Here is a 22,557-nt window from a genome sequence, read left to right as displayed (position 1 = left end):
GTCTGGGGTGCCGGTCGCGGGGGCGGGCGGTCCGGCGGGTGGGGCCACGGGCGCGCGGCGGGTCAGGCGGCGGGGCCCTGGGCGGCCGCGGCGCGCTGCGCCCGCCGCGAGGTGCGGCCGTCGGCCACGGGCGCGGCGCCGTTCGCCGCCGCGGCGAAGCCCATCAGCTCGGCCAGGTTGTCGACGAAGGCGCGGATGGTCGGGAACTCGACGAAGGAGGTGGCGGGGACCGCGAAGTCCAGCTCCTCGGAGAGCTTGGCGACGATCTCGATCAGCACCAGGGAGTCGAGGCCGAGGTCGAAGAGGCTGGTGTCCAGGGCGGCGAGGTGGCTCCCGCCGAGGACCTTGCCGATCTCCTCGACCAGGTAGTCGGTGACCAGGCGGCGGTTGTGGTCCGGGTCCTGGGCGTCGAAGCGGCCGATCAGGCGGTCGGTGTCCTGCGGCTCGGCGGCGGTGGCCGTGCGGGTGCCGGGCTCGGCCCAGTGCCGACGCCGCTCGAAGCGGTGGGTGGGCAGCGGCACCCGGCGGGCTTCGGCGCCGCCCACGGCGTCGAAGTCGAGAGCGGCGCCGAGCGTCCACAGCCGCCCGGCCAGGCCCAGGAGGTGGGCCAGGCCCGCGGGTTCGTCGTCCTGCGGCGCCAGCGGGAAGGCGAACCGCCCGGTGCCGGTGAGCTGGGCGTCGAGGCCGGACAGGTCGCCGGTGCCCGTCCAGGCGTGCGCGGTGCGGCTGTCCTCCTCGGTCATCCAGGCGCCGGTGCGCGGGGAGAGCACGGGCAGGCTCGGCGCCTGCCACTGCCCCGGCGTGCGGCCCTCGGCCAGGGCCAGGGCCGCTTCGAGCGGGAGGGCCCCGGACAGGGCCGCCGCGACGGGGGCGCCCGTGCCGGTGACCGCCAGGGCGGCCGGCTCGATGCCCCAGGCCAGCAGGGCGCGGGCGAGGGCGTAGCCGTGGACGAAGTCCTCGTGCGCCTCGCCGGCTCCGGCGCCGGTGCAGGCGTCCACGGCGTCCCGGTAGGCGGGGACCGCGTCGTACAGTTCGGCGCGGTCGGCGGCGTCCGCGCCGGAGCCGTCCAGGACCAGGACGGGGGCGGCCGGTTCGCCCTTCGGCGCGCCCTGGTGCAGGCGGTCCGCGTCGCCGAGGGCGAGGGCCATGGCGGCGTCGCGGGTGCTCCTGGCGACCAGGGCGAGGCGGTGGCCGTGGCCGCGGCGGCCCAGGGAGAGGGTCTGCGCGACGGCGGCGATGTCGAGGTCGGGCCGCTGCTTGAGGTGGCGGGCCAGGGCCGCGGCGGACTGCTGGAGGGCGGCCTCGGAGCGCGCGGAGAGCACGAGCAGTTCGCGGTCCCGGCCGCGCGGGGCGGCGGCCCGGGTCGGCGGCTCCTCCAGGATGACGTGCGCGTTGGTGCCGCCGATGCCGAAGGAGCTGACCCCGGCCCGGCGCAGGCCCTCGCCCTGCGGCCACTTGGTGGTCTCGGTGTTCACGTAGAACGGGCCGGTCTCGAAGTCGATCTCGGGGTTCGACCGGGTGTAGTGCAGGCTGGGCACCAGGGTGGCGTTCTCCAGCATCAGCGCCGTCTTGATCAGACCGGCCATGCCCGCGGCGGTGTCCAGGTGGCCGATGTTGGTCTTGACCGAGCCGAGGGCGCAGTAGCCGACCCGCTCGGTGCCCTGGCGGAACGCCCGGGTGAGGGCGGCCACCTCGATGGGGTCGCCGAGCGGGGTGCCGGTGCCGTGGGCCTCGACGTAGCCGATGCTCTCGGGGGCGATGCCCGCGACCTCCTGGGCGTCGGCGATGACCTCGGCCTGTCCGGCGATGCTCGGTGCGGTGTAACCGGTCTTGTTCGACCCGTCGTTGTTGACGGCGGAGCCCTTGACCACGGCGTGGATCCAGTCGCCGTCGGCGATCGCGTCGGCGAGCCGCTTGAGGACGACCATGCCCGCGCCGCTGCCGATGACGGTGCCCTGCGCCTCCGCGTCGAAGGCGCGGCAGTGCCCGTCCGGGGAGAAGATCATCCCCTCCTGGTACTGGTAGCCCCGGTCCTTGGGGCCGAGGTGGACCGCTCCGGCCAGTGCCATGTCGCACTCGCCGCCGATCAGGGCGAGGCAGGCGGTGTGCACGGCGACGAGCGCCGTGGAGCAGGCGGTGTTGATGCTGATGGCCGGCCCGCGCAGGTCGAGCTTGTACGCGGTGCGGGTGGCCAGGAAGTCCTTGTCGTTGGCGAGCATCAGCCGGTAGTGGTCGACCGAACCGGCCGCGCGGTAGCGCTCGCCGAGGTTGTGCAGCAGGTAGGTGTTCATGCCCGCGCCGCCGTAGACGCCGATGCGGCCGTCGGTGCGCTGGGGGTCGTATCCGGCCCGCTCCAGCGCCTCGTGGGCGCATTCCAGGAAGATCCGGTGCTGCGGGTCGAGGATCTCGGCCTCGTCGTGGGTGAACTGGAACAGCTCGGAGTCGAACAGGTCCGTGTCCGGGATGGTCTGCGCGGCCTTGACGTAGCGCGGGTCGGCGAGGCGGTCCGCGGGCACGCCGGCGGCCAGCAGTTCCTCGTCGGTGTAGCGGGTGAGCGTCTCGCGCCCTTCGCGCAGCACGTCCCAGAACTTGTCGGCCGAGTCCGCGCCGGGGAAGCGGCAGGCCATGCCGATGATCGCGATGTCGGAGTCTGATGCGGAGTCGGTGGCGGAAACGGTCATGGTGGGTCTCCCTCGTCGGGTTCTCGGAGCTGGGTGGGGGTCGGTCGGGGCCGCGGGCGTCAGCCCAGCGGGATGCCGAGATCGGCGGCGACCGCGCGCATGTCCAGGAAGCTGGCCGCCACGAAGCGGGCGGCGTCCTCGGTGGCGTCCATGCGCTGGAACAGGTCCACCAGCTCCGCTTCGTGGTCCTCGCGGGTGCCTTCGCCGGCGGCGAGCGCGAGGACCACCTTGCCGAGCCGTTCCTCCACCACGGGCAGGTCGAGGGAGCGGGGGAACTTGATGCTGAAGGTGTTGCGGTCGTAGTCGGCGTTGCGCTGCACCGACCGCACGTGACTGGCCGCGTTCAACTTGTAGAACATGCAGTCGAAATTCTTGAACGAGTAGTAGTTCAGCAGCGGGAAGAGCGTGCAGTGGGTCTCCAGCGGCGAGGACTGGTAGAGGCCCTTCGCGCGGAGCTCCTCGACGATCCGGTCGGGGTCGTACTCGTGCCGGGTCGCGATGAACGGGAAGACGATCTTCGGGAGGTTCTCGTCCTCGTCGAACAGGAGCGCCTCCAGCTCCCCGCCGAACAGGGTGTCGGCCAGCCGCTCGCCGAAGGTCTTGTAGAAGCCGCGGACGACCTCGCGGACGTTGGACTCCATGGTCAGGATCTGCTGCGGGTCGGCGCACAGCGCGATGTACGGGATCTTCTGCCGGTAGGCCATCAGGATGGCCCGCAGCACGAAGAAGGTGCGGCAGGAGACGCAGGGCAGCTTCTCGTCGAGGTACTTGCCGGGCTTCTTGGGCGCCTTGCGGGTGAACACCTCGCGCATCATCAGCTTGATGTTGTCGTCGTCGGCGTCGAGCACGAAGGTCGCCGGGATCTTCTCCTTCGCCAGCGCGATGTTCTGCGCCGCGTGCACGCTCTCGAACGGCACGTCGAAGGTGAAGGCCAGGACCCGCTTGCCGTACTCGTTGACGAACTTGTCCAGCATGTACGTGCTGTCCTTGCCGCCGCTGTACATGAAGAGGCAGTCGTACTCCCCGGTGGCCGGCGGGGCCTGCTGGAACTCGGTGAACACCTTGCTGGTGTAGCGGTAGTTCTCCAGCAGGTCCTCGGCGAAGTCCATCGTGCACAGGTTGCAGACCCCCTTGTCGTCGAGGACGACTCCGGGATGGTCGGCCTTGAGCGAGCAGACGGTGCACACGGACATGGATCCCCCTGGGGTACCTGACTGGATGGTGGATGCGTGATGGGCGGAGCTACCGGTCATGCCCGGCCTCCGCGTCGGTTGCGGCGCCCGGCGAGGGCGGCGGTGTCGCGCCCGCGCCGCGCCGTCGGGGCGGGCCCCGTCGCGGCGTCGGCGGCGACGAGGTGGGCGGCCATCGCCCGGACGGTCGGGTGCCCGAACATGTCCAGGCGCGAGACCGGTCGGTCCAGGGCCTCGCGGAGCAGGGCCACCACGCGGGTGAGGCCCAGCGAATCGCCGCCCAGATCGAAGAAGTTGTCCTCGGCGCCGACCCGGTCCAGGCGCAGCACCGCGCACCAGACCTCGGCGATCCGTCCCTCCGTGCCGCTGCGGACGGCCGCGCCGCCGCCGGCGATCCGGCCGGGGCTCGTCGGGGCGGGCAGCGCCTTGCGGTCGATCTTGCCGTTCGGGGTGAGCGGGAGGGCGTCCAGCACCACGACCGCGGCCGGGACCATGTAGGCGGGCAGGGCGCCGTCCCGCAGGGCCGCGCGCAGCGCGTCCGGCCCGGGCAGGCCGCGGCCGGTGGCGTAGCCCACGATCCGGCGCTCCCCCGGCCGGTCCTCGCGGACCAGTGCCACGGCCGCGGTGACCCCGTCGATCCGGCGCAGGGCCGACTCGACCTCGCCGAGCTCGATCCGGTAGCCGTTGAGCTTGATCTGCCCGTCGATGCGCTCCAGGTACTCCAGCCGCCCGTCGGGCAGGTGGCGCACCAGGTCGCCGGTGCGGTAGGCGCGGCCCTCGCCGAAGGGGGCGGCCACGAAGCGCTCGGCGGTCAGTTCGGGGCGCCCCAGGTACCCGTCGGCGACGCCGTCGCCGGACAGGTACAGCTCCCCGGGGATGCCGGGCGGTACGGGGACGCCCCGCTCGTCGAGCACGTGGCAGCGCGTGTTGCCGATGGGGCGGCCGATGGTGACGGCGCCGCCCGCCGGTACCCGGTCGACGGTGGACCAGATGGTGGTCTCGGTGGGGCCGTACATGTTGTACAGGGCGCCCACGCGGCCGACGAGTACGGCGGCCAGCTCGCCCGGCAGCGGTTCGCCGCCGCACAGCGCCCGCAGGTCCGGGTCGCCGGGCCAACCGGCGGCGAGGAGCATCTGCCATGTGGTGGGCGTGGCCTGGAGCACGGTGGGCGCGGCGGCCTCGATCCGCTCGCGCAGCGCGAAGCCGTCGGCGGCGACCTCGGCGGGCAGCACCTCCACGGTGCCGCCGCGCACGAGGGGCAGGTACAGCTCCAGGGCGGCGATGTCGAAGCAGACCGTGGTGAGCGCGAGCAGCGAGTCGGCGGAGCCGAAGCCGGGCCGCCGGGCCATCGTCCAGAGGAAGTTGACCAGTGCCCGGTGGCCCACCTGGACGCCCTTGGGCAGCCCGGTGGATCCGGAGGTGTAGATGACGTAGGCGGGCGCGTCCGGGTCCGAGCGGTCCAGCGGCGCGGCGGCGGGCGCCGCCGGGTCCGGCCGGGTGTCCTGCTCGGTGACCAGGACCGGGGTGACCGGGAAGCCGGACAGGGTGTCGGCGAGGGCGTCGTCGGTCAGGACCAGCCGGGCCCCGCAGTCGCCGAGCATGTGGCCGATCCGGGCCGGGGGGTAGATCGGGTCGATGGGTACGTACGCCGCGCCGGTCTTGAGCACGGCCAGCAGGCAGACCAGCAGCCGCTCGCCGCGCTCCAGGTAGACGCCCACCCGGTCGCCCGGTCCCGCGCCCAGCTCGGCCAGGCGTCGGGCCAGCCCGTCGGTGGCGGCCTCCAGCTCGCCGTAGCCGAGCTCCCGGCCCCGGTCCCGTACGGCGGGCGCGTCCGGCGCGGCGCATGCGATGTCGGTGACGAGCCGGGTGAGGGTGCGCTCGCGCGGGTACTCCTCGGCGGTGTCGTTCCACCGGTCGAGGACGAGGTCGCGCTCCTCGGGGCCGAGCAGCGTCAGGGCGGCCAGCGGGAGCCGCGGGCTCTCGGCCGCGGCGGCCAGGAAGAGCGCGAAGTGCTCGGCGAGCCAGCCCTCGTGCCCCTCGGTGAGCCCGGCGCCGCGGTGGAAGGAGACCGCGCCGTCGGCCTCGATGCGTACGGTCAGCGCGCGCTCGGCGGGCGCCGGAGCGTCCGGGGCCGCGCCCGGGAGCAGGACCGCGACGGGTAAGCCGCCGTGGGACGCGGCCGTGGCCGGGTGGCGCAGCGGCAGGTCGCGCCGGTACGGGGAACGGGCGGCCAGCGCGGCCGCCTCGGCGCCCACGAGCTCGGCGAGTTCGGGCAGCGTCCGCTCCAGCAGCCCCTCGGGGGCGCGCAGCGGGACCTCGGCCACCAGCAGCGCGGCGGGGGCCGCCACGGGCAGGGCCACGTCGCGCTCGCCGCCGCGGGCCAGCCGGGCGAGGAAGCCCAGCACCGCGGCGAGGGCGAGCCGCTCCGGGGCCGGGGCGGCGCCGGTGACCAGGGCCGGGGGCAGGGCGACGGGCCCCGCGGACCGGGGGCGCTCGGGCAGCGGGCCGAACCGCGGCGCGAGCAGCGGTTCGAGCGCGGCCAGGGTGCGCAGCCAGCGGCCCTCCTGGCGGTGCGCGGCGCGCAGGGCCGTCGCCAGTTCGGCGGTCCGCTCCCCGGTCAGGAGCGGCAGCCTGCTCCCGTGGTCGCGGGCCGCCGCGTCGGCGAGCGCCGCGGGGTCCACGGGCTCCCCGTCGAGCGTGGTCAGGGCGGTCAGGCGCACGTCGTGGTCGGCGGTGGCCACGGTGAGCCCGTCGGGGCCGCAGTCGACGACGGTGCCGGGTGCGGCGGTGGAGGGGCGCCCGGTGGGCTCCAGGGTGCGGACGGCGGCGAAGGCGTCGTCGCCCAGCGCCAGCAGCGCGGTGCCGAAGCCGTTGGGGCGGCGGCCGAAGTCGGTGGCGCGCACCAGTGCGTCGAGCTCGGCGGCGGGGCGCCGCCAGTCGAGGACACCGGCGCCCGGGGGGCCGTCGTACTTGCCGTGGTAGGTGCGCAGGGCGAGGTCCTGCGGCGTGCGGGTGGCGGTGCCCGCGGCGAGCTCGTCGACCAGCTCGGTGAAGGACTCGATGCCGGCGTCGTAGCAGGCCACGTCGAGGTCGTGCGCGGTCGCCCGCGAACCGACCTTGACGGCGCGCGCCTTGAGCAGGTCGCCGGTGTCGGCCTCGCGGGTCATCACGTGCCAGGCGACGCCGTGGTCGGTGTCCCCCTCCAGGACGGCCCAGCTGGTGGCGAAGAGACCGGCGTGCCGGGGCAGCGGCCCGTCGTGGAAGTTGACGGGCAGTCGGGCGGGCAGCTCCAGTACCTCGTCCGGCAGCATCCGCAGGTTGGCGATGCTGAACAGGTAGTCGAAGCGGAGCGGTGCGAGGCGCTCGACGAGGTCCGGGCCGAACGGCACGGCGGTCAGGTCGGCGCCCTCGGCCCAGGCGCGCAGCGGCTGCGACGGGCTGACCACGGCCACCACCGTGTGGCCGCGGGCGAGCAGCACCTTGGTGCACTCGACGAGGAGCGCCTCCTCGCCGACCACCACACAGCTGAAGGGCACGGCGGTCATCGGTTTCCTCCTTCGGAGCCGCCGTCGCGGCCCAGCAGTTCGGCCAGCAGTTCTTCGACGGCCGTGTCGGACAGGCCCGCGACGAGCGTCTCGGCGCCGTCGGCCGGGCCCTGCGGGGCGGGGGTGGGAGCGGGTGCGGGTGCGGCGGCCGGGGTCGCCCGTACCGGCCCGGGCTCGGGGTCGGCCGCGGGCGCGGCGTCGCGCGAGAAGTGCTCAGCGAGCTGCCGGATGGTGATCCGCTCGAAGAGCAGGGTCGCCGGCTGCGGCCCGTGGACGGCCTCCAGGGCCCGGGTCAGGTCCAGCACCACCAGGGAGTCCACTCCGTAGTTCTCGAAGGTGAGGTCGGGGTCGAGTTGTTCGGGGGCCATCTCCAGCACCCGGGCGAACACCGCCGTGACCGTCTCCATCGCGTCGTCCGGACGGACCGGCGCGGGGGCGGGGGCGGGGGCGTTGGGGTGCACCACGGCCGTGGCGGGGGCCTGCGCGGGCGCCGCCGCGGCCGGGCGGGCGACCGGGCGGGCCGCCGCGACCAGGCCGTCGCTCACCGCCGCGATCACGCTCTGGAAGGCCGTACCCGCACTGGTCGTCGGCGAGCCGGTGCTGATGCCGTGGAATCCACCGGCCCCGAGCACGTCGCGCCACTGCCGCTCGGCGGCCAGCGGCGAGCCGGGCATCCGCTGCTCCGCGTCGGTGAAGAGCCACCAGCCCGAGGTCAGGCCGAAGATCAGCGCCAACTGGTGCTGGGGCCGGGTGCCTTCGACGAGCAGCAGCACGCCGCCGCCGCGCAGCAGCCGCTTGGTCTGCGCGAGGGTGTGGGCGAGGTCGCGGGTGGCGTGGAAGACGTTGGTGCCGAAGACCACGTCGTAGGCGCCGTCCTCGATGCCCGCTCCGGTCGGGCCCGCCCCGGGACCGGCCTCGATGTCCAGCACCTCGAAGCGGGCGAAGGGGTGCGCCGCGCCGAAGCGGCCGCGGCCCTTGCGGACGAAGGCCGGGGAGACGTCGGTGAAGACGTACTCGACCTCGTCGGCGTAGGGGGCCAGCGCGGCCAGCACCGCGGCGCTGGTGCCGCCGGTGCCGGAGCCCACCTCCAGGACCTTGACCGGGGTGCCGGGCGCGGCCGCGCGCCGGGCCTCGACCTGGGCCACGACGAGCCGGGCCACCTCCGCGTTGCACCGGTCGGTGACCGGGTCGCCGCGGTAGACGGCGGCCACCCGCTCCGCTGATCCGTCGGGGAAGAGCACCTCCATCGCGCCGAGCCGGCCGGTGAGCACCTCGGGCAGCGCGCCGAGGCAGTCCCGCAGCAGGGAGGCGACGGGGGCGATGCCGGGGTGCCGGGCGATGAGCGCGTCCAGTTCCCGGACCACGCCGGACTCGAGCTCCACCGGGCGGGTCCCGGGGAGCAGGCCGTCGGCGCCGTCACCGGTGGCGGACAGGAATCCGGTCGCGGCGAGGATGTCGAGCTGGACCCGGAACAGGTCGGCGTGCTCGGGCACCACGCCCAGCAGCTCGGCGAGTTCGGTGCGCCCGTGGGCCCGTACGGGACGGCCCTCCAGGAGCTTGAACAGTCCGGCCCGGTCCAGGGCCGCGGCGAGCAGGCGGTGCGCGAGCTCCTCCGCCTCGGCCACCGCGACCTGGTAGGAGCGCAGTTCACCGTCGCGCGCGGGGTCGGCGGCGAAGCGGACCTCGGGCGCCGCGGCCGGAGCGGGGCCCGCGGGGCGCACGGTCAGCGTGCGGTCCGCGACCACGCCCAGGTTGTCCAGGATGTGCTGGTCGGCGTCGAGGGCGAGCAGCTGGGGCAGTGCGGCGCCCAGGGTCCGCTCGACCACGGCCATGCCGCGCTCCGCGGTGAAGGGCCGGATCCCGGCGGCCTCGAAGCGCCGCAGCACTCGCTCGCGCTCCGCGTCCCCGCCCGCGTTCCAGTAGCCCAGGTTGAGCACCCGGACCGGGAAGGGCAGGGTGCGGGCGGCGTGCAGGGCGTAGGCGTCGGCGAAGGTGCAGCCGGCCGCGTAGCCCGCCTGTCCGTGGTTGCCCTCGAAGGCGACCCCGGAGGAGTAGAAGAGCACGAAGTCCAGGGCCTCCCCGCGGACCGCGTCCAGCAGGCTGACGGTGGTGTCGGTCTTGGAGGTCAGGGCCGCGCGCAGCTCGGCCTCGGGCAGTTCCCGTACGACCTGGTTGACCAGCACCATCGCCGCGTTGACGACGCCGTGCAGGGCGCCGAACTCGCGCTTGGCCAGGGCGACCGCCTCGGTGAGCGCCCCCGGGTCGGTGGCGTCGAGCGGCAGGTAGCGCACCTCGGCCCCGGCCGCTTCCAGGTCGGCGAGGACCTCCTGGCGCGCCGCGTCGAGCGGGGAGCGGCCGACGACGACGAGCTTGGCCCGGTAGGTCGTGGCCAGGTAGCGGCAGGTGTCCCGGCCGACGGCGCCCAGGCCGCCGATGACGAGGTACACGCCGCCGGTGCGGAACCGGCCGGTGGACGCCGGGAGTTCGACCTGCTCCAGCACGCGGACCCGGCGTACGCCGGCCCGCAGGGAGACGGCGGTGGTGCGCGCCGGGAAGGGTTCGGCGGCCACGAGGGCGGCCGCGTCGGCGGCCTCGGCGGCGCGGACGTCGACGAGGGCGACCTTCAGGGCCGGGTACTCCTTGGCGACCACGGTCGCCAGACCGGCCAGTCCGGCCGACCAGGGGGCGGAGTCGTCCCCGGGCTCCAGCGGGTGGACGTCGTGGGTGACGACCTTCAGCCGGAGCTCCGCTTCGAGCAGACCGTGCCGGTCCAATGCGCGGACCAGGCGGTACAGCGAGATCGGTCCGCGCTCGTTGGCGGCGCGCAGCGCGGCGGCGCCGACGGGGGCGCCCGGCGCGGTGTCCGGGCCCGTACCCGTGCCGAGGAAGTAGACGAGGTCGGGTGCGCCCGGGCCGGTCAGGGCCCGGTCCAGCTCCGCCTCCACCAGGCCGCCGGGGCCGATCTCCAGGCGGGTCAGCTCGGCGCCCCGGTGGGCGCGGGCGATCCCGGCCGCCGGTTCGGCGTCGAGGGCGCCGGCGACCAGCAGCACGCGGCGGGCGGGCGCGGCGCCCTCCTCGGCCGCGCGGGGGATCCAGACGGGTCGGTGGGCGACGACGGTCGGCGCCTTCGCCTGGCGGTAGGTCAGGCCGGTGAAGCGGACCCGGACCTCGCCCGCCGCGTCCAGGACCCACACGTCGCAGCGGTCGGTGCCGGTTTCCCGCACGTACGACCAGCCGTGGTCCGGCACCGGACCGAAGACGTCGACGCGGTCGGCCGCGAAGGGCAGCATCGGCCGGGCCTGCGCCCCGCGGCGCCGCGCCAGCAGGGCGGCGTAGGTGTGCAGGGCGGCGTCCAGGACGCCCGGGTGCAGCGCGTGGGCGCCGTCGTCGGCGCTGCGGCCGAGCCGTCCGAGGACCTCGTCCCCGCCCGTCCACACCTGCTCCACGCGGCGGTAGAACGGGCCGTAGGGCAGGCCCTGGCCCCGCAGCAGGGCGTAGAACGCCTCCTGGCCGGGGCCGCTCTCCATGCGGGCCCGCAGCTCTTCGGTGTCCAGGGGGGCCGGGGCGGGTGCGGCGTCGGTGAGCCGGCCGCGCGAGCGCGGGGCGTCGTCGCCGCCGAGCACCTGGTAGCCCTCGGCGTCGAAGCGGACGGCGGCCCGCTCCTCGCCGCCGGTCACGGCGAGCGGGGCGATCCAGCGGACGTCCGTGAAGGCCCGTCCGATCACGGCGCCACCGGCGCCGCCCGCGGCCTCGGCGACCAGGTCGAGGTGGCCGACGCCCGGCAGGACCGGGCGGCCGTCGACGACGTGGTCGCGGAGCACCGGTGCGTCCGGCGTCAGGGTCCGGCGCCACAGCGGCCCGGCGGCCGCCGGAGCGGCGGCGGAGGCGGTCGGGGCGGTGATCGCGGCGGCCGCGGTGGCGGAGCCGGTGAGGTCGATCCAGTGGCGCACCCGCTCGAAGGGGTACGTGGGCAGGGACACCGTGCGCCGGGTCGCGGGCCGGATCCGGTGGACCAGGTTCCAGTCCACGGTGATGCCGGACACCCACAGTCGGGCGATCATGTCGTCCTGGCCCGCGCGGACCTGGGCGGACAGGAAGTCCTCGCCGCCGGTCCGGGCCGCCAGCAGGTGCTCCAGCATCGGGTGCGGGCGGACCTGCCCCCGGTGCAACCACTGGCCCTGTTCGCCGCGTCCGACGGCGGTGAGCCGCGCGGCCGCGTCGGCGAGGTCGGCGGCGACGAACGCCAGGCGCTCGGCCATCGGTTCGCGGCCGACCCGCAGGGTGTAGGCGACGTCGGCGAGCCGGACGGGGGCGCCGTCGGTGCGGGCGGCCCGCGCGGTCAGGGCGCGGCCCAGCTCGGCCGCGTAGGCGGTCAGGCGCCCCGCGTCGCGGGCGGACAGGACGATCAGTTCGGGCGTCTCGGCGGCCTGCGGGGCGGGCTCGGGCGCCAGGTACTCCTCGACGATGACGTGGGCGTTGGTGCCGCCCGCGCCGAAGGAGCTGACGGCGGCCCGTCGGGGCAGCGGGCTGCCGTCCTCGGCCAGCGGCTGCGGCCAGGGGGCGCGCTCGCGCTGGACGGTGAAGGGGGAGCCGGTGAAGTCGATGACCGGGTTGGTCTCCTCGGCGTGCAGCGTGGGCAACAGGGTGGCGTTGCGCAGCTGGAGGACCGCCTTGGTGAGACCGGCGATGCCCGCCGCGCCCTCCAGGTGGCCGATGGACGACTTCACCGAGCCCAGCGCGCAGAACCCGGTGTCGGCGGTGTGCTTGCCGTAGGCCTGGGCCAGCGCGGTGTGCTCGATCGGGTCGCCGAGCGCGGTGCCGGTGCCGTGCGCCTCCAGCACGCCGATGGTGCGGGCGTCGACGTCGGCCGCGGCGAGCGCCTGCTCGACGAGGGCCTGCTGGGCGTGCGGGTTGGGGACGGTGTAGCCGCTGGTGCGGCCGCCGTGGTTGACGGCGGTCGAGCGGATCACGGCGTGGACCGTGTCGCCGTCGCGGACCGCGTCGGACAGCCGCTTGAGCACGACCGCTCCGACGCCCTCGCCCGGCACGTATCCGCTGCCCCCGGCGCCGAAGGCGCGGCAGCGGCCGTCGGCGGCGAGCATCGTCTTGCGGCTGAGGTGGACGTACTTGTCCGGGTGGACGGCGACGTTGACGCCGCCCGCGACGGCGTAGCCGCACTCGCCCCGGCGGATGCTCTCGCACGCCTGGTGCACGGCGACCAGGGAGGCCGAGCAGGCGGTGTCCACGACCACGCTCGGGCCCCGGAAGTCCCCGAAGTAGGAGACCTGGTTGGCGATCGAGGAGCGGTTGGCCAGCACCACCTGGTGGTTGCCGCGCGCCGACTCGGCGGCCGCGAGGACCGCGTAGTCGTTCCACATCACGCCGACGAACACGCCGACGTCGTGGCCCTGGCCGCCGAAGCGGGGGGCGGGCAGGCGCGCGGGCGGGTAGCCCGCGTCCTCCAGCGCCGACCAGGCGGTCTCCAGGAAGAGCCGCTCCTGCGGGTCCATGGAGCGGGCCTGCATCGGCGAGATCTGGAAGAACAGCGAGTCGAAGGAGGCGACGTCGGACAGGAAGCCGCCCCACCGGCTGTAACTGCGGCCCGGGGCGGCCGGGTCCGCGTCGAAGAGGGCGTCGGCGTCCCAGCGGTCGGCGGGGACCTCGCCCACGCAGTCCCGGCCGTCGGCCAGGTTCTGCCAGAACTCGTCCAGGTCGCGGGCCTGCGGGTAGCGCCCGCTGATGCCGATGACGGCGATGGGCTCGTCCCCTGCCGGGGCCGGGGCCGCAGCCGCGGCGGAGCGCACGGGGGCGGGGGCCGGAGCGGGCGCGGTGACGGGGGCGGGGGCCTGCGCCGGGGCGGAGACGGGTGCGGCGGCGGGTGCGGGGGCGGGGAACAGGCGTGCCACCGCGTCCGCGTGCTCGGCAAGGACGTGCGCCGCCAGCTCCTCGACCGTGCGGCACTCGAAGAACACCGTGCCGCGCAGGCCCGGGAAGTCCTTGCCGAGCAGCCTGTTCGACTCCATCACCAGGACCGAGTCCAGCCCGTAGTCGTCCAGCGGGACGCGGCTGTCGAGCCGCCCCGCGCGCAGCCCCAACACCTCGGACAGGACCTCGCCCAGGTGCTCCACGAGCCGGGCGCGCACGTCGGCGGCCGCGGCGACGGGCGGCTGGGCGGTGTGCGGTGCGGTGTCCGGTGCGGGCCGGTGGGCGGTACCGGTCGCGCCGTCCGGTTCCACCAGCGCCGCGTCCAGGGCCGCGGGCTCGCCCCAGGCCGGGACCAGCCACGGCGCCGGGACGGCGAAGGAGCCGGTGAACGCCGCCAGGCCCTGCTCGGCCGTGAGCGCCCGCATCCCGCTGCGCCGCGTGTACGCGGTCAGTTCGGCCGGGTTGACCAGATCGTCGACCCCGCCGACCGACCACAGCGGCCAGCCCAGGGACAGGCTCCGGCCGTGGCGCGCGCCCCGGGCGGCCCAGGAGTCGCGGAGCACGGTGTACAGGTCGGCGAAACGATTCGCGGTGGCGTAGCTGGCCGCGCCGAAGTCGCCGACCAGGGAGGAGACGGAGGAGAAGACCACGAACAGGTCGAGGGCGTCGTCCCGGGTCAGCCGGTCCAGGTGGACCAGGCCGCGGGTCTTGGCGGCCAGCACCCGGGCGAAGCGCTCGCGGTCGCCGTCGGTGGCCCGGCCGTCGTCCGCGACGCCCGCGAGGTGGAACACCCCGTGCGGGGCGCCGAAGCGCTCCCGGGCCGTCGCGAGGGCGGCGGCGAGGGCGGCGGCGTCGGCCACGTCGGCGCTCAGCGCCAGGACCTCGGCGCCGAGGTCGGTGAGGGCGCGCTGCCAGGCGAGGGCGTCGGCGTCGGGCTCGGAGCGGCCGACGAGCACGAGCTTCGCCCGGTGGGTACGGGCGAGGTGCTCGGCCAGCAGCCGGCCGATCGCGCCGTTGCCGCCGGTGATCACGTAGACGCCGTGTTCGCGCAGGGGCGTCCCGGTGCTCTGCCCGGTGGCGGTCGCGGCGGCGGCCTGCCGCAGGGCGCGCACCTCGCGCCCGCCGGTGGTGGTGCGGCGCGCCTCCAGACCGGCGGCGCGCGGGGCGGCGCGCAGCTCGACGGCGACGGCGGCGGCCCGACCGGCCGCGTCCAGGTCGTGCGGCAGGCCCAGGGTGAGCAGTTCGAAGCGGGCGGTGATCGGGCCGGTGGACCGGGCGAAGCCGGCCAGTGCGGCCTGCTCGGGGCGGTCCGCCCCGGCGTCCTGCGGGTGGACCAGCAGGCACCGGACGCGGCCGGGCAGCGTGCCCTCGGCGGTCGCGGTCAGCAGGCCGAGCACCTCGAAGCAGAGCGCTTCCAGCTCTTCGGGGCCCGCGCCCGGGCCGTCCTCGGCGTCCGGGGCGGACGCGGGGCGCAGGGCCGGGTCCCGCACCAGGGCGAGGTCGAGGCCGTGCTCGTCGGCGAGGTCGGCGAGCCGGTCCGTGCGGGCCTGCCCGAGCTCGGGTACCGCGACCACCCGGCGCCAGGCACCGGTCGCGGCCAGGGCGTCCACCAGGGCCGCGTCCTCGCCCAGCACGGCGAGGGTGCCGGGCAGCGCGGCGGCGTCCGCCGCCGCGGGTGCGGCGGCGGGGCGCCAGTACGGCTCGTAGAACCGGGCCTCGCCCGTGGCGGTGGCGTCGTCGGCGGCGGGAGCCGCCGCCACCGCCGCGGTGGCGGCCGAGGTGGCCGCCGCCGTCGGGGTGCGGCCCGCGAAGTCCCGTACGCGGGCCAGTACGCGGCCCTGCTCGTCGTGGACGTCGACCTCGAAGCGGCGGATGCCGGCGCTCTCGCCGATCAGGCGGGCGTGGGCGAAGCACACGGCGGGCAGCGGGGCGTGGGCCTCCAGCGCGCCGAGGCTGAAGGGGACCTCCAGTGCGCCGGGGCGCGGGGACTCGGTGCGACCGGCCCAGTGGCAGGCCCGCAGGGCTCCGTCGAGCAGGGCCGGGGGCAGGTCGGTGCCGAGCGCGGCGGGGTCGGTGCTCAGCCGGAGCAGTGCCTCCCCCGGTCCGGTGCGGATCTCGTCGATCACCTGGAAGGACGGGCCGTAGTGGAATCCCGCGGCCGTGTAGTCGGCGTAGGCGGCCTGCCGGTCGCGCACCGGGGCCAGTCGGCCGCGCAGGGCGTCGAGGTCGGCGGCGCCGGGCTCGACGGGGGCCGCGGGGACGGCGATGCCCTGGACGTGGGTGGTGCGGGCGTCCCCGGTGCGGGAGAAGACCTCGAAGGCCAGCCGGTCCCCGTCGGCCCGGAAGGCGGCGTACAGCGCCAGTTCGGCGGCGTCCGCGGGCAGTTCGACGGCCCGGCCCCACACGACCTCGCGCAGGGCGTGCCGCACGCCCGGTTCGGCGAGCGCGGCGGCGGTCCGTACGAACTCCAGCGTCGCGGCGCCCGCGAGGAGCGGGCGTCCCTCGATCACGTGGTCGCGCAGCAGGGCGTCGTCGGCGCGCAGGGTCTTGCGGAACCTGGCCTCGGCCACGGTGGACTCGTTGGCGTCGACCAGCGGGTGCAGAACGGTCGCGCCCGTCTCCGGGTGCGGGTCAAGGTCGAGCGGGATCCAGTAGCGCTCGTCGGCGAAGGGGTAGAGCGGGGCGCCGGTGCGGCGCGGGGCCGCGCCGGGGCGTCCCGCGTGCTCGGCGGCCCAGTCCACCTCGGCGCCGGTGAGCCAGCGCAGGGCCGCCGCGGCGAGCGGACCGTCCTGCTCGGACCCGGTGGCGCCGGTGGTCCCGGGCAACGGGCCGCCCTCGGCGTAGCGGCGCAGGGCGGCGACGATGTCGGCGCCGTCGGTGGCGAGCACCGCGAGCCGGACCGCCATGGCCTCGCGGCCGACCTGGGTGGTGAAGCAGAGGTCGGCGAGCGGGACCCGCTCGGCTTCGAGGAACCGCGCGGCGGTGTCGGCGTAGGCGCGCAGCCGCTCCTCGTCGCGGGCGGAGAGCAGGAAGAGCACGGGCTCCTCGACGCTCTGCTCGGCCGCGGGCGCGGCGGCGACCGGGGCGGGCTCGGGGGCCTCGCGCAGCACGAGGTGCGCGTTGGCGCCGCCCGCGCCGAAGGAGCTGAGGCCGGCCAGGCGGGGGCGGTCCCCGGCGGGCCAGGCTTCGGCGGTGCGCTGGACCCGGAACGGGGAGCGGTCGAAGTCGATGTTCGGGTTGAGTTCGGCGGCGTGCAGCGAGGGGACCCGCGTGCCGTGGGCGAACTGGAGCAGCACCTTGGTGAGTCCGGCCATGCCGGCGGCGGACTCCAGGTGGCCGACGTTGGTCTTGACCGAGCCGATCGGCCAGTGGCCGGGGGCGGTTTCGGACCCGTCGGCCGCGCGGTAGGCGGCGGTGAGGCCGGTCAGCTCGATGGGGTCGCCGAGGGCGGTTCCGGTGCCGTGGGCCTCGACGTAGCCGATCTCCCGCGGGTCCACCCCGGCCTGGGTCAGGGCGGCGGTGACGACGCGCTGCTGGGCGCGGGGGTTGGGCACGGTGTAGCCGTTGGTCCTGCCGCCGTGGTTGACGGCGCTGCCGAGGATGACGCCGTGGATGCGGTCGCCGTCGGCCAGGGCCCGGCGGTAGGGCTTGAGCAGGACGGCGCCGACGCCCTCGCCGGGCACGTAGCCGTCGCCGCCCGCCCCGAAGGCGCGGCAGCGGCCGTCGGAGGAGGGGAACCGGCCCTGGCTGAGGAAGGCGTACTTGTAGGGGTGGACCGAGACGTTGACGCCACCGGCGATCGCCAGCTCGCTCTCGCCGCGGCGCAGGCTCTCGCAGGCCAGGTGGATGGCGGTGAGCGAGGAGGAGCACATGGTGTCGAGCGCCAGGCTCGGGCCGGAGAGCCCGAGGGCGTAGCTGACCCGGTTGGCGATGGTCGCGAAGGAGGAACCGGTGAGCGGGCGGCCGCCGCGCAGCACGTCCACGGCGCCGTGGAACTGGTACTCGCCGTACATCACGCCGACGTAGACGCCGACGGGGGCGCCGGAGAGGTCGGCGCGGCGGTAGCCGGCGTCCTCCAGGACGTGCCAGGAGTTCTGGAGGAAGAGCCGCTCCTGGGGGTCCATCAGCTCCGCCTGGCGAGGGGAGATGCCGAAGAACAGCGGGTCGAAGCGGTCCACGTCGCGCAGGAACCCACCCCAACGGGTGTGCGCGGTACCGGGGTTGGCCGGGTCCGGGTGGTACCAGCGGTCGCGGTCCCAGCGGTCCTCGGGGATCTCGGTGATGCAGTCCCGGCCGTCGAGCAGGTTGGTCCAGAACTCGTCCAGGCCGTCCGCCATCGGGTAGCGGCCGGCCAGGCCGATGACGGCGATGGCCTCGTCGTCCCCGTCGACCGCGTCGGCCGCCGCGGCGGCGGGGGTCGCGGCCGCGCGGGCGGTGCGGGAGGTGCGGCCCGGGCGGGTGCGGGCGGGCGCGGCGGTGGCGGCCGGGCGGGGGGCGGGGGCCGCCGCGGAGGCCGACCGACCGGCGTGCGCGGCGAGCAGTTCGGCGGCGTGGTGCTCGGCGAAGTGGTCGGCGAGCTCGCCGAGGGTGGCGTACTCGAAGAACAGGGTCTTGGACAGTCCCTGGATGCGGCGGTCCAGTTCGCGGTTGAGCTTGGTGATCATCAGGGAGTCGATGCCGTAGCGGTCGAACGGGGCGTCCTCGGCGACCTCGGTCGCCACCAGCCCGGTCTCGGCCGCGATCAGCTCGCGCAGCATTGCCAGGGCGGCCTCGCGCGGGGCGGGGCCCTCGCCGCGCTCGGCGCCGTCGGCCGCCGCGTCCGCGGCCGCGGGGGCGGGAGCGGCGACCGGAGCGCCGAGCACGGTGGTGATCCGCGCGGTGTCCCCGTAACCGGCGACCACCGCGCCCGTGGTGGCGAGGGCCCGCCGCAGCAGGTCCAGGCCCGCCTCGGTGGGCAGGACCGCGAAGCCGGTGGTGGTGGCGATGTCGGCCGCCGCCTCGGCGCTCTGGCGCATGCCGCCCTCGGCCCACATGGGCCAGGCGACCGCGGTCGTGCGGCCGTCGCGCTCGGCGTGGGCCTCCATGTAGGCGTTGGCGTAGGCGTAGTCGCTCTGTCCGGCGGAGCCGATGTGCGCGGCGATCGAGGAGAAGGCGACGAAGAAGTCGAGCGGGTCCTCGGCCGTGGCGGCCTCCAGGGCGCGCAGCCCGGCCACCTTGGGGGCCAGTACCGCTTCCAGGTCCTCGGCGGACTTGGTGAGGGCGAAGCCGTCGCGCAGGACTCCGGCGGCGTGCACGACGCCGTGGAAGGGGCCGTGGAGCGTACGGGCCCGCGCCAGCGCGGCGGTGAGTTCCTCGGGGTCGGACACGTCGGCGCGGAGGTAGCTCACGCGCTCGTCGGCGGGTGCGGCGGCGGGCTCCTCGCTGCGGCCCAGGAGGACCACGCGGCAGTCGGCGTCGGCGGTCAGCCAGTCGGCGACGATCCGGCCGAGGCCGCCCGCGCCGCCGGTGACCAGGTAGTGGCCGCCGTCGCGGACGGGGACCGGCTCGGTGGCCGGGGCGGGTCGGTACGCGGGGAGGCGGCGGGCAGCGGCGGTGTGCAGCACCTCGGCGTCGCGGCCGGGGCCGGCGAGTTCGGCGGTGAGCGCCGCGGGTTCGTCCGCGTCCGCGGTCAGGCCCACGGCCTGCACGGCGAGCAGCGGGTTCTCGGCCCGCACGGTGCGGGCGAAGGCGGCCAGCGCGGCGCGCTCGGGGCGGGCCCCGGCCGCCTCGTGGCGGTGCACCAGCAGGATCCGCACCGGGGTCGCGGGGCGGCTGCGGAGCAGCTCGCGGACCAGGTCGAGGGCCTGACCGGCGGTGGGCTCGTCCACGACGACGGTGTCCGGGGCGGTGTCCGGGGCGCCGTCGGTGGTGACGTGTTCGGCGCCCAGGGAGCGCAGCAGGGCGTCCAGTTCGGTGCGGCGGGCCTCGTCCTCGGCCACGACGAGGGCCGTGCGGGGACGGTGGCCGGTCGGCTCGGCGGGGGCGTCGACCCAGTGGCGCACCAGCAGCTCCGCGGTGGGCCCGGTCGGCTGCGCGTCGTCCTTCAGGACGCGGACGGTGAGCCCGGCCAGGCGGGCCAGCACCCGGCCGTCGGAGTCGAGCAGGCTCAGGTCGGCGACGGCGGAGCGCTCGCCGGTGCGGCCCGCCTCGACGTGGGCCCAGCAGGCTCCGTCGACCGGCGCGTGGACGGTCAGTTCGTCGAGGGCGAGCGGCAGGAAGCCGTCGGCGGCGTCGCCGTAGGCACGGGAGAGCAGCACCACGAGGGCGTGCAGGGCGCCGTCCAGGAGGGCCGGGTTCAAGAGGGCGCCGTCGAGGGCCGCGCCCTCGGGCAGTTCGAGCATGGCGAGGACCTCGCCGTCGCCGAGGGCCACCTCGGCCAGGGCCCGCATCCGGGGACCGTAGTCGAGGCCGCGCTCGCGCAGCAGGGCGTAGCAGTCCTGGTGGGCGACGGCCTCGGGGCAGCGGTCGGCCGCGGCGGCGAGGTCGTACGGGGCGGCCGGGGCGGGCGCTCCGGGCAGGAGGGTTCCCGCGGCGTGGACGCGGTCGTCCTCGGCGATCTCGAAGCGGACCGGGTCGACCGGGTCCGTCAGGTCGTGCGCCGTCGCGTCCTGCTCCTGCTCCTGCTCCTGCCACAGCGAGACCAGGGCGGTCCGCGGGCCCTCGGCGTAGGAGAGCAGCTGCTCGAAGGAGACGTCGCGCAGCCGCACCGGGCCGTCGAAGGCCAGTTCGCCCGCGGCGCGCGCCAGTTCCAGGTGGCCCACGGCCGGCATGACGGGGGCGCCCGCGACGCGGTGGTCCGCGAGGTAGAACTCCTCGCCGGAGCGGGAGCTGCGCCAGGCCAGGGTGTCCAGGGTGGAGACGTTCTCGTCCAGCAGCGGGTGCGGTCCGCGGCCTTCGTGGTCGGGGGCGGCTTCGGCGGCGGGCGCGGGAGCGGTCATCCAGCAGCGCCGACCCTCGAAGGGGTAGGTGGGCAGCGGCACGCGGCCGCGCTCCTCGCCGTCGAACCAGGCCGTCCAGTCGATGTCGGCGCCGGCCTGCCAGGCGCGGGCGACGCCCTGCCAGGGGCCGTCGGAGACGCCGAGGACCAGGCCGCGGACCTCTTCCTGGGCGCTGCGCAGCGGGATGCCGGAGCCGCGCGCCGCCTTGGGGGCGGGGGCCTGCGGGGCGACGCCGTCGGCCAGGTCGAGGGCGCCGGTCACGCAGGCGGCCACGCGGGCCGCGAGGCCGTCGCCGTGGACGGCGACGGGACGCACGCCCCAGTCGAGCCAGAGTCGGCCGAGCGCGTACTGGAGGGCGAAGGCCAGCCCCCGCTCCCCCTGCTCGGCGGCGCCCGCGGCCAGGGCGGCGGCGTGGTGCGCGGCGAAGGCGGGTTCGGCGGCGGCCCATTCGGCCGCGAGCGCCTCGGCGCCCGGGACGTGCTCGGTGAAGGCGAAGGAGATCTCGGTGGCGCCGTGGCCGGTCGGGACGGTGGCGGCGCGCAGGGCCTCGGCCAGGGCGGCGCGGTCGGCGCCGTGGACGGCGAGGCGGAACTCGTGGGCGCGGCGGCCCACGGCCAGGGTGTAGGCGGTGTCGGCGAGCAGGGCCGCGGCGGCGTGCTCCTCGCCGGGGCCGTCCGTGCCGGTGTCGCCGGCGCCGTCGTCCAGGTGCCGCGCGAGCCGGTCGGCGGCGGTGCGCAGCGCGGTGGCGGTGCGGGCGGAGAGGACCAGGACCTGGCCGGGGCGCGAGGGGGCGCCGGTGGTGACGGAGGGGGCCTCCTGCAGCACGGCGTGCGCGTTGGTGCCGCCGATGCCGAAGGAGCTGACCCCGGCGCGCAGCGGGCCGTCTCCGGTCCAGGGCCGGGTCTCGGTGGTGACCGTGAAGGGGCCGGAGGCGAAGTCGATGGCGGGGTTGGGCGTGCGGTAGTTCAGCGTGGGCACCAGGGTCCGGTGGCGCATCATCAGCGCGGTCTTGATCACCCCGGCGACACCGGCGGCCGCGTCGAGGTGGCCGAGGTTGGACTTGACCGAGCCGATGGCGCAGAAGCCGGTGTCGGTGGTGCCGGCGCGGAACGCCCGGGTCAGGGCGGAGACCTCGACCGGGTCGCCGAGCCGGGTGCCGGTGCCGTGCGCTTCCACGTGGCTGATGGACCGGGGGTCGACGCCGGAGACGGCGTGCGCCTCGCGGATGACGGCGCTCTGTCCGGCGGCGCCGGGGGCGGCGTAACTGACCTTGCCGGAGCCGTCGTTGTTGGTGGCGGTGCCCTTGATGACGGCGTGGATGGTGTCGCGGTCGGCGATGGCGTCGCTGAGCAGCTTGAGGACGAGGACGCCGACGCCGTTGCCGAGGACGGTGCCGCTGGCGTCGGCGTCGAAGGTGCGCACGTGCCCGTCCTGGGAGAGGATCGCGCCCTCTTCGTAGAGGTATCCCTTCTCCTGGGGGAGCTTGATGGTGACGCCGCCCGCCAGCGCCATGTCGCATTCGCCGTTGATGAGGCCCTGGCAGGCCAGGTGGATGGCGACGAGGGAGGTGGAGCAGGCCGTCTGGACGGTGTAGGCGGGGCCCTTGAGGTCGAGCTTGTACGCCAGCCGGGTGGCGAGGAAGTCCTTGTCGTTGCCGACCATCACGGCGAAGTGGTTCGAGGTGGTGCTCTGGTCGACGTGGGGCAGGACCTGCTGTTGCAGGTACGTGTTGATGGCCGCGCCCGCGTAGACGCTGATCAGCCCGTCGTGGCGGGCGGGGTCGTAGCCCGCGTGCTCCAGCGCGGCGTGTCCGGCGGTCAGCAGGATCCGGTGCTGGGGGTCGGTGAACTCGGCTTCGGCCGGGGTGAATTCGAAGTAGCCGGTGTCGAAGAGGTCGACGTCGGGCAGTACGCCGTGGGCCGGGACGTAGTCCGGGTCGTCGAGCAGGCGGCGGGGCACTCCGGCGGCGGCGAGCTCCTCGCGGCTGAAACGGGTGACTCCCTCGCGGCCCTCGCTCAGCAGCCGCCAGAAGGAATCGAGATCGTCGGCGCCGGGGAAACGCCCGGCCATGCCGATGATCGCGACATCCGTGTCGTTCACCATCGGACCTTCGGGGCTGCTCACTGACCCAACTCTCCCTTTCGCTGGCCTGACCGGATGGGGACAGGCGAATCGCTGATGAATTCCGGCACGACCCCATGATCCCCACACATTTCATGCGGGTCCGACAATGGGCGTT

General features: G+C 75.8%; 4 protein-coding genes. All 4 read right to left on the bottom strand.

Going from position 1 to position 22,557, the window contains the following annotated elements:
* Positions 1-62 precede the first annotated feature (62 nt).
* The 4 genes from ACFWAR_RS11320 to ACFWAR_RS11305 are packed head-to-tail and all read right to left on the bottom strand — an operon-like array spanning position 63 to position 22,442.
* Complete coding sequence (locus ACFWAR_RS11320; RefSeq protein WP_385775537.1) at positions 63-2,681, bottom strand: type I polyketide synthase; 2,619 nt, start codon at positions 2,679-2,681, stop codon at positions 63-65.
* 59 nt (positions 2,682-2,740) lie between these two features.
* The gene (locus ACFWAR_RS11315; protein ID WP_385775535.1) at positions 2,741-3,874 is read right to left on the bottom strand and encodes an OzmP; all 1,134 of its coding nucleotides are present in this window, start codon (positions 3,872-3,874) and stop codon (positions 2,741-2,743) included.
* A 56-nt stretch (positions 3,875-3,930) separates the two neighbouring features.
* Positions 3,931-7,416 carry an amino acid adenylation domain-containing protein gene (locus ACFWAR_RS11310; protein ID WP_385775533.1) on the bottom strand — a complete coding sequence of 1,162 codons (3,486 nt, stop codon included), beginning with the start codon at positions 7,414-7,416 and terminating at the stop codon, positions 3,931-3,933.
* Positions 7,413-22,442 carry an SDR family NAD(P)-dependent oxidoreductase gene (locus tag ACFWAR_RS11305; protein WP_385775530.1) on the bottom strand — a complete coding sequence of 5,010 codons (15,030 nt, stop codon included), beginning with the start codon at positions 22,440-22,442 and terminating at the stop codon, positions 7,413-7,415. The genes ACFWAR_RS11310 and ACFWAR_RS11305 overlap by 4 nt, the downstream gene beginning before the upstream one ends.
* Positions 22,443-22,557: the final 115 nt, after the last annotated feature.

The sequence above is a fragment of the Streptomyces sp. NPDC059917 genome, from assembly GCF_042730635.1.
Taxonomy (GTDB): domain Bacteria; phylum Actinomycetota; class Actinomycetes; order Streptomycetales; family Streptomycetaceae; genus Streptomyces.
The sequence above is the reverse complement of the archived record's forward strand: the minus strand, read 5'-3'. Positions and strand labels throughout refer to the sequence as shown.